Annotated in this window: 10 protein-coding genes; 1 reads left to right on the forward strand and 9 read right to left on the reverse strand. The window is 70.9% G+C overall.

Features of this window, described 5'->3' with window-relative positions:
• Positions 1-4: 4 nt before the first annotated feature.
• From FHW12_RS06345 to FHW12_RS06385, 9 genes are all read right to left on the reverse strand, one after another.
• Positions 5-1,747 carry a carboxypeptidase regulatory-like domain-containing protein gene (locus FHW12_RS06345; protein ID WP_182530180.1) on the reverse strand — a complete coding sequence of 581 codons (1,743 nt, stop codon included), beginning with the start codon at positions 1,745-1,747 and terminating at the stop codon, positions 5-7.
• A complete protein-coding gene (locus tag FHW12_RS06350) occupies positions 1,744-3,912 on the reverse strand; it encodes a DUF4175 family protein (protein ID WP_182530181.1) in 2,169 nt (722 codons plus the stop codon). The genes FHW12_RS06345 and FHW12_RS06350 overlap by 4 nt, the downstream gene beginning before the upstream one ends.
• Positions 3,909-5,078, reverse strand: coding sequence for a BatA domain-containing protein (locus FHW12_RS06355; RefSeq protein ID WP_182530182.1), 1,170 nt, complete (start codon positions 5,076-5,078; stop codon positions 3,909-3,911). Before FHW12_RS06355 ends, FHW12_RS06350 begins: the two co-directional genes overlap by 4 nt.
• Positions 5,075-5,989: a DUF58 domain-containing protein gene (locus FHW12_RS06360; protein ID WP_428993615.1), complete on the reverse strand. Its 915-nt coding sequence runs from the start codon at positions 5,987-5,989 to the stop codon at positions 5,075-5,077. Before FHW12_RS06360 ends, FHW12_RS06355 begins: the two co-directional genes overlap by 4 nt.
• Complete coding sequence (locus FHW12_RS06365; protein WP_259392915.1) at positions 5,986-6,381, reverse strand: DUF4260 domain-containing protein; 396 nt, start codon at positions 6,379-6,381, stop codon at positions 5,986-5,988. The genes FHW12_RS06360 and FHW12_RS06365 overlap by 4 nt, the downstream gene beginning before the upstream one ends.
• Positions 6,382-6,388: 7 nt before the next feature.
• A complete protein-coding gene (locus FHW12_RS06370) occupies positions 6,389-7,375 on the reverse strand; it encodes an AAA family ATPase (RefSeq protein ID WP_182530183.1) in 987 nt (328 codons plus the stop codon).
• 242 nt (positions 7,376-7,617) lie between these two features.
• Positions 7,618-8,325, reverse strand: a complete 708-nt coding sequence (locus FHW12_RS06375) for a DUF4159 domain-containing protein (RefSeq protein WP_182530184.1) — start codon at positions 8,323-8,325, stop codon at positions 7,618-7,620.
• A 63-nt stretch (positions 8,326-8,388) separates the two neighbouring features.
• Entirely contained in the window at positions 8,389-9,723 is a 1,335-nt protein-coding gene (locus tag FHW12_RS06380) for a TldD/PmbA family protein (protein WP_182530185.1), read from the reverse strand.
• A 20-nt stretch (positions 9,724-9,743) separates the two neighbouring features.
• Positions 9,744-11,378, reverse strand: a complete 1,635-nt coding sequence (locus FHW12_RS06385) for a TldD/PmbA family protein (protein WP_182530186.1) — start codon at positions 11,376-11,378, stop codon at positions 9,744-9,746.
• 181 nt (positions 11,379-11,559) lie between these two features.
• Between FHW12_RS06385 and queD the strand changes: the two genes are divergently transcribed.
• Positions 11,560-11,919: a 6-carboxytetrahydropterin synthase QueD gene (gene queD, locus FHW12_RS06390; protein ID WP_182530187.1), complete on the forward strand. Its 360-nt coding sequence runs from the start codon at positions 11,560-11,562 to the stop codon at positions 11,917-11,919.
• Positions 11,920-11,924 lie beyond the last annotated feature (5 nt).

The following is an 11,924-nucleotide window of genomic DNA, read 5'->3' on the forward strand; positions in this document are numbered from 1 at the left end:
GGCGTCAGGACGCGTGCGCGGATGCGTCCGCACGCAGCGCGCGCTCGAGCAGCCAGAGCAACGCGGCGAGCGCGAGCCAGGCGAGGAAGAAAGGCCCGCGCGGCAACGCGACCGCGCGCGCGTCCCGCACCACCGTGTCGCGCGGACCGACGAGCGCGCGCGTCGCCTCGCGGTCGGCCGCGGCGGCCAGCGCGACCGCTTCGTCGCGCGCACGCACGTGCCATGCGAGGCGACGGTCGTCGTCGACGAGCACGTGCCAGCCCGCCTCCGCGGGCCAGTAAGCCGCGCAGCGCTCGCCCGCTTCGTCGACGGCCTGCAGCGGCGTGCTCCGCCCGCCCGGCGATTCGACCGCGGCGCCGGCACCGACACCGCAGAACACCGCGCGTTCGTCGACGCGCGCGTCCGCCGGCAGGCGCGGCGAAGCGCCCGCACGGGCACGCGCGATGGTCGCGAACGTATCGCTCCACAGGCTGCCGTAGCGCGCGCGTTCACCAGCGAGCGCGAGGCGGAACGCATCGTCAAGCCACCAGAGGCCGACGCGACCCCGGCCGCGCACGCGCCAGGCGGCGAGCAACGATCCGTCGTCCGCGCGCAGCAAGGGCGCCGCGTCGGACGCCTGCACGTCGAACGGGCGGCGCGCGAACGCGAGCCGCGCATCAGCGATGCCGAGGACGCGGTCGAGCGTGACCGCAGCCGGCGCCTGCGCGCTCGCCCGCACGTCGAAGCCGAGTGCCGACCAGTCGCTTGCGACCTCGGCCGGCAGCGGCCCGGTCGCGCGCAGCAACAGGCCGAGGCCGTCGTCGACGGCATGCAGCAACGCCGCCTTCGGCGCGGCGCCGAGCGCGGCCCAGGCGCGCTCGTCGACGAGTGCGACGTCGGTCGCCGCAAGCGTCGCCGCGTCGAGCACGGCACCGCCTTCGACGAGGGCGACACCGTCGCTGAGCGCGACGCGGCTGTCGAGGCGCGCGCCGGCGTCGACGGCCCAGCGGCGCAGGTACTTGAGTTCGGCATCGGGCGCGCCGGCGAGCACGAGCAGTGCGAGCGCGCCACCCTCGCGCACCGCCACCGGCACGTCGATCTCGTCGACGCGGGTGCCGTTCGCCTCGCTCGCACGCAGGCGCAACGAGAGCGTGCCCGCCACGCGCGCCTGCGCCGCGAGCGTGAACACGCCCTGCGCATCGGCGAGCGTGCTCGCGACGATCGCGCCGGCGGGATCGAGCAGTTCGACGCGTGCGCCCGGCGCGCCTTCGACGCGCCCGCCGATGCGCAGCGCATGGCCGGTGAGCGCGTCGCGCGGCGCGTCGAGCGCGACGATGCCGCGCGGCAGCGGCGCCGCGTCGAACGCGACGACACGGCCGAGCGCCGCATCGCGATCGCGCGCGGGCAGGCCGCCGCCGACGATGCGCACGCGCGACGCGTCCGCGTGGCGACGCAGCGCACCGGCGAGGTCGGGGGCGCGTTCGATCGCGCGCGGCGCGTCCACGCCCGGCAGCGCAACGACATCGTCGCCGCGAGCGAGCGCGGCGACCTGCGCCGCCGTGACGCCCGGCGTCAGCACGACGAGTTCGCCGCCGCGATGCGCTTCGCGTGTCGACGGTGGGTACAGGCAGAACCACAGCGCGAGCGCCGCGAGCAGCTGCACGACGATGCGCGCACCGCGACGACCACGGCCATCGCGTGCGCTGCGCCAGGCGCCGAGCAACGCAGCGAGCGCGAGCAGGCATGCGACGGCGATCATCGCGTTCATCGCACCGTCTCCGGCGCGGCGAGCACGTCGAGGTAGGCGCGATCCGCGGCGCCGGGCAGCGCGCGCGTCGCCGTCGCGGCCGGCGACGGCGGCAGCAGCGGCCAGAGCGCCGCGCGCAGCTCGCGCCGGCAATCGACGCAGTCTGGCTCGCGCCGCGCGCGATCGAGCGCGGCGAGTGCGCCGAGCACGTCCGGCGTGTCGCCGCGCGCGCCGAGCGCGCGCTGTGCCGCGTCCCAGTCGGCCGCACCACGACCATCGAGCGCCTGCCACAACGCCACGAGCGCCGCGTCACCGGCCAGCGTGGGCGCGAGCGACCCGCTGCGATCGCCGAGGTCCTTGCGCTCGCCGCCGAGGCGGCGTGCTTCGTCGGGCACGGGCAGCTCGAGGCCGACGCGCGCGAGGTAGATGCGCGTCGCCTGCTGCACCTGCTTGATGTAGTCGAGCGCACGATGTTCGTACGGCAGCGCCTGCGCGGGCGCGCCCTGGCGCAGGTGCAGCTCGGCCTGCCACATCTCGGCGAGCGCGGACTTCAGCGTCGCCCGCGTGTCGGGATCGAGCAGCGTCGCCGCTTCGGCGATGTCGTGCACGTGGCCGTACTCGGCGACGACGTCGCCGGCGTCACCGAATTTCGCCGGCGCGCCGGTCGGCGCTCGTTCCTGCGCTTCGTGCGCGGCGGCGAGCGCACCGGCCTGCGTGTCGGCACCACCGACCGCGCCTTCGGGCGCGTGCTCCGCGTGGCCTTCCGATTCCTCGCCGAGGAATTGGCCGTAGCGCAGGCGCAGCAGCTTCTGGTCGACGCCGATCGCGTCGGAGCGCGCGAGGAACTTCGCTTCGTCGAGCTGCGCCGCGTCGGCGAGCAGGGCTTCGGTGTCGATGATGATCTGGCGCTGGCTGCGGAAATACGCCGGCATCGTCTTCTGCACGATGCCGTCGAGGCCGGCGCTGTCCTTCGACGGATCGGCCGGCCAGCGCAGGATGAGGCTCGGGCTGCGCGTGCGGTTCGCGTTCGGTTCGCGCTCGTCGTCGACGACGAGGCGCGCGACGACGTCGTCTCCCTTGGAAAAGCCGAGCGCCGCGAGATCGATCGCGTGCGCGTAGCGCAGTACGACGCGTGGCGCACGCGCTTCGTCGGGCACGGCCTTCGCCGCATCGGCCGGTTCGCCGGCGAGGACGATCACCTGCTCCGTGAATGCGATGTTCTCGCCGCTGCCCTGCGCGTGCGTGACGACGAGCTCCGCATGCGCGATGCCGTAGTCGTCGCTCGCCTCGAATGCGAGCGGCCAGGTCTTCTGGTGTGCTTCGGCGAGCGTGAGCGTCCGCTCGGGCGCGAGCACGCGGATCTCCGGCGCGGCGTCGGTGATCGCATCGATGCGGTGCAGTCGATCGTCGGCGAGCGGCGGCGCCGCATCGACGACGATGCGGTACAGCATCGAAGCGGCGAGCGTCGCTTCGCCACGCCAGTCGTCGCCGTCGTGCCGCAGCACGACGCGCCGGCCGTCGTGGAGCGCGAGCGCAACCGCGGCCGGTTGCGGCGCCAGGCGCAGCCGCCAGCGCAGGACCGCGTCCTGCGGCGCCTTCGTGTCGAGCGCGGTCTCGTGGCGTTCGGGCAGGCGCGTGTAGGCGGGCGGCGCAACCGTGAGTTCGATCGCCGTCAGGCGCGTCGCGTCCGCGCCGGCGCCCGGCGCGGACGCGGCGGCCGGCGAGTCGTCGGCGCGACGCGGCGCAGGAACGAGGAATGCAACCGCCGACACGAGCAGCGCGAGCGCGAGGCTCGCCGCGAACGCGCGCCGCGGCCACGCGGGGCGAAGGTCGAGCACGAGGCGGTCGAGCCGTTGCAGCAGGCGCGCGCGCTGCAGCGCGGCGAGTGGCGCGAGCGTGGCCGGTTCGCGGAACAGCAGCGCGGCACTGTCGTCCATCGCTGGTGCGCGCGCATCGAGCGCACGCGCGAGCCACCGCGTGTCGACACCACGCGTGACGCGCAGCAGCACGATGCCGAGCGCGATGGCTGCGCACACGGCGAATGCGAGCGCGCCGCGCGCACCGGCGATGCGCAGCAGCAGCACGACGCCCGCGAGCGACGGCGGCAGCGCGAGGCCGAACGCGACGAGGCAGCGACGCGTGCCCGCGGCACGGCGCAGTCGATCGAGGCGTGGATCGATGCTCATGACGCGCCTCGCTGCGCCACGTGCGTGGCGAGCACGCGCTCGACGACGAACAGGATCGCCGCGAGCAGGGCGAATCGCGCATCGAGCGGGCGCACCGGGCCCGGCAACGGCGCCGCGTCGATGCGCGCCTCGTATGTGGCCCGCGCGGGCTCGAACGCAGCGGCATCGGCGCGATCGGGTGCGCCGGCGGCGCCGCGCAACGCATCGAGCAGCAACGTCGCGAAGCGTGCATCGAGCACGTCGGGTAATCGCGTCGGCGACAGGCTGTCCGGCAACGCGATCGTCCGCCCGGCGCCCTGCACGCGCGAACGCGCGAGCACGCTGCCGTCCGCATCGCGCCAGAGCGGTTCACCCCCGCCCGCATCGTGCGCGACGAGCGCGATGCCACCGCGTTCGACCCACGCGTCGACCTCGGCCGGCCGCGACGGCGCGAGCCATGCGAGCCAGCGCGCGTCGGCGGGCACGCCGCGCGCGAGCGGAGCGGCATCGAGCAGGTAGCGACCCGGCTCGCGCGCGTTCCACGCCGCGACCGCGGCGCGCAGGTAGGGCAACGACGTCGCGTCCTCGTCCGCGTAGCGCACAGCGAAGTGGATCGTCGCGCGCGCCACCACCGGCGTCGCGTTCGCCTCGCCGTCGACGACGTGCCAGTCGAGCGCATGCGCGAGGCGTGGGCGCTCGCCGTCGAGGCCACCAAGCGTGCGCGGCACGACGACGTGCAGCGTCGCGCCGGCGGGCAAGCTCGCATCGGCTTCGCGCAGCAGGCTCGCGAACGGCACCGCGTGGTCGGCGAGCGGCTGTTCGGCCGGTGGAAACGACGGCGCGAGCCAGCGCAGGTCGACGCCGGTGCGATCAAACAGCGCGCGCGCCGCGGCCGGATCGGCACCAGGGGCGATGTAGGCGTGTTCGACGCCGTTCGCCTCGACCTGGTCGAGCACCGGCCGCGCGAGCAGCAGTGCGAGTGTCGCGAGCAGCAGCAGGCGCGCGAGCAGCAGCCACGGCCGCTCGAAGCGAATGCGTCGGCGCGGCTGCACCCGCGCGCTGATCCAGCGCAGCGCGGCGAATTCGGTGCGTTCGAGCTGCAGCCGCCGCACGAGATGGATGAGGATCGGCAGCGCGCACGCGGCGAGCGCAGCGAGGCCGAGCGGCGCGAGCAGCGCGAAGCTCACGTCGCGCCCTCGCCGTTGGCGCCGCTGCTCGCCTGCGCGCCGAACAGCCGGCGCAGTGGCAGGTCGGCCGGCTGGTCGAGCAGGTATTCGGCGTGGCGGATGCCGTTGGCGACGAAGCGGCGCGCGAGCTGCGCGCGCGCCGCGCCGAAACGTTCGAGGAAATCCGCGCGCACGCGCTCGGCCTCGACGCGACGCTCGGCCGACGATTCGGGATCGACGAAGCGATGGCCACCGCGGAACGGGAAGTCACGCTCGTCCGCACCGAGCAGTTGCACGCTCGCGACGTCGCGCCGCGCGGACGCGAGGCGCTCGGCGAGCACCGCGGCCGCGTCGTCGAAGAAGTCCGACAGCAGCACGACGAGCGACGACGGCGCGATGCGTTCCCACAACGGCCGCACCGCCGCCTCGGCGGGCCATGCGCCGCCGGGCCGGCATTGCACGAGTTCGAGCACGCAGCGATCACGCTGGCGAGCACCCGCGCCGGCCGGCACGACGCGCGGCGCGTCGCCGCCGAGCACGACGAGGCCGAAGCGATCGCCCTGGCGCAACGCGAGTTCGATCACGCACGCGGCGAGCGTCTTCGCCGCGTCGAGCTTGCCGCGCGCCGGTGCCGCGCGGTCGGCATGGCGCATCGATGCGGTCGCATCGACGACGATCCACGCGGTGAGCGGGCTGTCGCGCTCGGCCTCGCGCACGAAGTAGCGATCGGAGCGCGCGTACAGCTTCCAGTCGATACGGCGCGGTTCGTCGCCGGGCTCGTAGGCGCGGTATTGCGCGAATTCGAGCCCGGCGCCGCGGCTGCGGCTCGTGTGCTGGCCGAGGCCGTCGCCGCCCGCGTGACTGCGCAGCGCGAGGCGCAGGTCGCGCAGGCGCGCGCGCACGTCGACCGGAACGAGCGCCTGCAACGTCACGGTGCACGCCTCGCCACGCGGCCGATGCGGCCGAGATGAGTATCACCGAAGCTGCTCGCGTACTTGAGGCCGTAGCCGAGCGCGCGATCGAAGCCGACGTGCGCGCTCCAGACCAGTCCGGCGACGAACAGCGCGGGCTGCGCGATCAGTTGGCCGGCGACGAAGCACGCGACCGGGCCGACGTAGGCGTGGGTCGCGTTGTAGCACGCAGCACCGACGCGCGGCCCGGCGAGGTAGCCGAGGAAGGCGATGTCCGGCGCGAGGAAGCACAGCGCGAACAGGCCCCAGCCGTAGCCGGATTGCGCGTACAGCCACGCCGCGGCGAACAGCACGCACGCGCCTTCGACGCGCAGCAAGGTGCGTACGCCGCCTTCCGCTCCGCCGCTCATCATCGCGCGCTCAGTTCGGCGCGGGCAGCGCGCGCAGCAGCGCGGCGACGACGTCGTCGCTGCTGCGCTGCTCCGCTTCCGCGGCGAACGAAAGCAGCAGGCGGTGGCGCAACACGGGTGCTGCGAGCGCCTTGACGTCCTCGCGCGTCGCCGCGAGGCGGCCATGGATGAGCGCGCGCGCCTTCGCCGCGAGCACGAGCGACTGCCCCGCGCGCGGTCCCGCGCCCCAGCGCACCCATTCACGCACTTCGGCGACCGGGCTGTCCTGCGGGCGCGACGCGCGCACGAGGCGCGTGATCCAGGCGAGCAGGTCGTCGCCGACGTGCACCTCGCGCGTGAGCGCCTGCAGCCTGATCACGTCCTCGCCGTGCATCACCGGCGTGATGCGCGCGCTCGTGCTGCCGGTCGTCTGCGCGAGGATCGCGCGTTCCTCCGCTTCGTCCGGATAGTCGACGCGCACGTGCAGCAGGAAGCGGTCGAGCTGCGCCTCCGGCAGGGGGTAGGTGCCGGCCTGCTCGAGCGGATTCTGCGTCGCGAGCACGAAGAACGGCTGCGGCAGGCGGTGCGTCGTGCCGGCGTAGCTGATCGTGCGTTCCTGCATCGCCTCGAGCAGCGCCGACTGCGTCTTCGGCGGCGTGCGGTTGAGTTCGTCGGCGAGCAGCAGGTGGGTGAACACCGGGCCCTGCTGGAACTTGAAGTAGCGTTTGCCGGTGCCGTGGTCCTCCTCGAGGATTTCGGTGCCGACGATGTCGCTCGGCATGAGGTCCGGGGTGAACTGCACGCGGCGGAAGTCGAGCGCGAGCGCTTCGCCGAGCGATCGCACGAGCAGTGTCTTGCCGAGCCCCGGCACGCCTTCGATCAGGCAGTGCCCGCCCGCGAGCAGGCCGATCAGCAACTGTTCGACGACCCCGGCCTGGCCGACGATGACCTGCGCGATCGCGTCGCGGAGCCCGGCGAGCCTGCCGAGTTGCTGCTGGATGGACTGTTCGTCGGTCATGCGGGGTGCTCGGGCATTCGAGAAATGGAAAGAAGGCAAAGCTTGAAACACGAAGGACACGAAGGACACGAAAGTAAAGCAAATACGGTCAAAGCCTGACGGAGCACGCAGGGGAGACTTCGAATCGACGACGCTCTTGCCCTCTCCGTGCGCTCCGTGCGGTCGGTATTTCAATCTTCCATCTTGCTTCTTCTTCGTGTCCTTCGTGTCCTTCGTGTTTCAGTCTTCAAGCTCTGGAACAATCATGCGGTCAGTGCGTAGACGACGATGTTGACGGCGAACTTCGTGTTGTCCTCGGCGAGGAAACGCTTGTTGCGCCAGTCGTAGTCCCACTCGCAGCCGTAGTCCTTGTTGCTGTAGAGCACGCCGAGGCGGCCGTCGACCTCGATGCCCTTGAGGTACTCGTGCACGAGGTCGTCGCCCCAGCCGTTGAGTTCGAACGCGGTGTTCGGCGGGCCGTCGAAGCGGAAGAAACTCGTGAACAGCGGATGCGCCTTCGGCAGCTTCTTCAACGCGTCGGCACCGAAGATCGTCGCCATCTCCTGTTCGAACGACTTCGCGAACAGGCCGTCGACGTCGTGGTTGCAGTCGTCGACGAGGACGAAACCGCCGGCACGCACGTAGCGTTCGAAGTTGCGCCGCTCGTCCGGGTTGAACTCGACCAGCTTGTGCCCCGCGAGGTAGCAGAACGGCTGGGTCAGCATGCGCGTGTCGGCGAGCGGCAGCACGCGCTCGCGTGGATCGACGCGCAGGGTCGTGTACTGGATCAGCGCGTCGAGCAGGTTCGAAGGCATGCGCGCGTCGACGTCCCAGTCGCCCGACTCGTACATGAGGCGGGTGAACCAGAAGTCGTACGCCGCGTCGTCCGCGCGCGCGCGGCGCACGGTCGGCGCGAGCAGCGCGGCCGCGCCGCCGGCGAACATCAGGCGGAGGAATTCGGCGCGGGTCATCGTCGGGCGCGGCGCGCGGGCAGCGGTTCCGGCCTTCCCGCGCGGGAAGGCCGGAAGCCGCGATCAGACCGCGTCGGACAGTGAGCTGAAGGTGAAGTCGCGGATCTTCAGCGGCGGGATCATCATCACGAACGGCGACTCGTCGTCGGCGACGCGCACCGGTTTGCCGATCTCCTCGATGTTGTTGAGCATGATCGCCGGCGACTCGTTGAAGCGGAAGTTCTTGATCGGGTACTTGATCTCGCCGTCTTCGATGTAGAACGTGCCGTCGCGGGTCAGGCCGGTGAGCAGCACGGTCTGCGGGTCGACCAGGCGGATGTACCAGGTGCGCGTGACGAGCACGCCCTTCTTGGTGCCCTTGACCAGGTCCATCGTCGACTTGTCGCCGCCGGCCATGATGAGGTTGCCCGGCTGGCCGATCGCCTTCTTGCCCTGCTTCTGCGCCCAGTAGCGCGAATACTGCAGGTATTCGACCTTGCCGTTGGTGACGATCGGCGTGCGTTCGCGCGCGAGGCCGTCGTTGTCCCACGGCAGCACCGCGGACTGCTCGTCCCACGGATCGGCGTACATCGTCACGCGCTCGTCGAACAGCTTCTCGCCGAGCTTGTTGCCGCCGCCCTTCTTCGACAGGAAGCTGCGCCCCTCGTCGGACTGGCGCGCGTCGAAGCCGAACATCATGAAGGAGATGAGGCCCGCGCTGGCGGCGGGCTCCATGATCACCGTGTACTTGCCCGGCTCGAGCGCCTTCGCGTCGACCGAACCCTTCGCCTTGCGGATCGCCGTCTGGATCTCGCTCTTCGCGTCGAACTTGGTGACGTCACCGAGGTTGCGCGCGACCCAGCCCGAACCATGGCCGTCCTCGGTGCGCACGGTGCAAGTGAAGTCGACGCCGCTGGTCTTCTGGTAACCGAAGTTGCCCTTGCTGTTGGCGATCGCCGAGAACGCCTGGCTGTCGGTGAAGAAGCCCGCCGCGACGAGCTTGTCCTTGCGGCACGGCTCGATGCACGCGGCGGCGACGCCGGCGCGGTATTCCGGCGTGATCGCGGCGGTCTTCTCGGAGAAGGTGCCGCTCGCCTTGTACGCCTGCTTGTCGATCGCCGGCACGAACTCCGGGTTCTCTGGCGCGAGGCGCGCGAGTTCCTCGGCGCGCCGCACGACCGCCTCGATCGAGGCGTCGTCGAAGCTGTTGATGGTCGCGGTGCCGACGCGCTTGCCGAACGCGACTTCGACGGCGAGGTCGCAGTCGCTGACGCGGCCGCTGGTCGACACGCTGTTGAGCGCGTAGCGGATGTTGCCGTTGAAGCCGCCGTTGAGCGTGGCGCTGCACTGGTCCGCCTTCGACGCCTTGATCGCCTTGTCGAGGATCGCCTTGGCCTGTTCTTCGGTGTAGATGCTCATCGCTGTGTTCTCCGCTTCGCTCAGCCGAGGCTGCGCGCCGTGTTGATGACGTTGGCGCCGTTGAAGCGCGCGGTGCTGGAGCCGTGCGAGACGGCGGAGACCTGGCCCGGCTGGCCCTTGCCGTCGAAGAACGAACCGCCGAAGCGGAAGTCCTTCTCGTCGCAGACGGCGGCGCACGAGTTCCAGAATTCGGGCGTGCGGATCTGGTACGCGACGTCCTCGAGCGGCTGGGTGACCTTGCCGTTCTTGATCTCGTAGAACAGCTGGCCGCCGAACTGCGCGTTGTAGCGCTGCTGGTCGATCGAGAACGAACCGTCGCCGATGATGTAGATGCCGTTCTCGATGCCCTTGATCATGTCGGCCGGGGACATCGCTTCCTTGCCCGGGGCGAGCGAGACGTTCGCCATGCGCTGGAACTGCACGCTCGACCACGAGTCGGCGTAGCAGCAGCCCTGCGATTCCTTCAGGCCGAGGATGTGCGCCTGGTCGCGGATCACCTGGTAGTTGACCAGCGTGCCGTCCTTGATGAGGTCCCAGCGCTGCGTCTTGACGCCTTCGTCGTCGTAGCCGACCGCGCCGAGCGTGCCCTTCTGCACCTTGTCGGCGAAGATCGTGACCTTGTCGCTGCCGTACTTGAACTTGTCGCGCCACTTGTCGAGCGTCGCGAAGCTCGTGCCGGCATAGTTCGCCTCGTAGCCGAGCACGCGGTCGAGTTCGAGCGGATGGCCGACCGATTCGTGGATCGTCAGCCACAGGTGCGACGGATCGAGCATGAGGTCGTACTTGCCCGGCTTCACCGACTGCGCGGTGAGCTTCTCCTTCGCCTGCTTCGCCGCGGCGATCGCGTCTTCCTTCATGTCGTAGGAGTTGCCGTAGACGATCGCGCCGCCGGGCAGCTCGACCTTGTCGGCCTTGTTGCCGTCGAGGTACTCGAAGCCCATGCCGCGCGGCGCCGACAGGCCGGCGCGGATGCGGAACTTGCCGGTCTTCTGGTCGACCGCGGTGACCTGCATCGGCGCCCAGATGCGGTGCACGTCCTGGTCGATGTAGGAGCCGTCGGTCGAGGCGAAGTACTTCTGCTCGTTGACCAGGAACAGGATCGAGTTGATGAAGCTCGCGCCGGCCTGCATCGCGGCGGCGTTGACGCCGAGCAGCAGGTCGACCTTGTCCTTGATCGGCACTTCCATCGAATTCTTGACGATCGGCGTGGTCCAGCTGACCTCGCCGACGCCCTTCACCGGCGCGAGCTCGACCGGCTTGGCCTGGATCTTCGAGTTCGCCTTGGCGATCGCGACGGCTTCCTTCGCCGCCCTGGCGATCGCGTCGGGGCTCATGTCGCTGGTCGCGGCGAAGCCCCAGGTGCCGTTGGCGATGACGCGGATGCCGATGCCGCTCGATTCGGTGTTGACGACGTTCTGTACCTTGTCTTCGCGCGTGATGACGAACTGGCGCAGGTAGCGGCCGATGCGCACGTCGCAGTAGCTCGCGCCGCCCGACTTCGCCGCGTTGAGCGCGATGTCGGCGAACTTCTTCTTCGTCGCGACGTCGAGCTTGCTGAGCAGGGCTTCGGCCGCGATCACGCGGCCGTGCATCGCCGGCAGCAGCAGGCTGCCGAGACCGATGCCGGTCATCTTGAGGAAATTGCGCCTTTCCATCTGTCTCCTCCGGGTTCGTTCGCCGCACACGCGCGTCGGTCGATCTTGTCGGAAGCCCTTGGGGGTTGATACGTGCCAAACGGCATGGCCGCGACGCGCGCAGGCTGCCCCGTCGGCACGAGCGGCGCCCCGGCTGCGGTCCCGTAGGGGGCCGGCGACGCGGCTTGATAGACTTGCGCCAATGGAAATCTCCAAGACCTTCCGCATCGAAGCCGCGCATCGCCTGCCGAACGTACCGGCCGGGCACAAGTGCAGCCGCCTGCACGGCCACTCGTTCGCGATCGCGATCCATGTGAGCGGGCCGCTCGATCCCGACCTCGGCTGGGTCATGGACTACGCCGATCTCAAGGCGGCGTTCGCGCCGCTGTTCGAGCAGCTCGACCACCACTACCTCAACGAGGTGCCCGGCCTCGAGAACCCGACCAGCGAGCAGCTCGCGCGCTGGGTCTGGCAGCGGCTCGCGCCGCGGCTGCCGCTGCTGTCGAAGGTGGTCGTCAACGAAACCTGCACGACCGCCTGCGAGTATCGCGGAAACGACTGATTATC

This window comes from Dokdonella fugitiva (assembly GCF_014138265.1).
Taxonomy (GTDB): Bacteria; Pseudomonadota; Gammaproteobacteria; order Xanthomonadales; family Rhodanobacteraceae; genus Dokdonella_A; species Dokdonella_A fugitiva_A.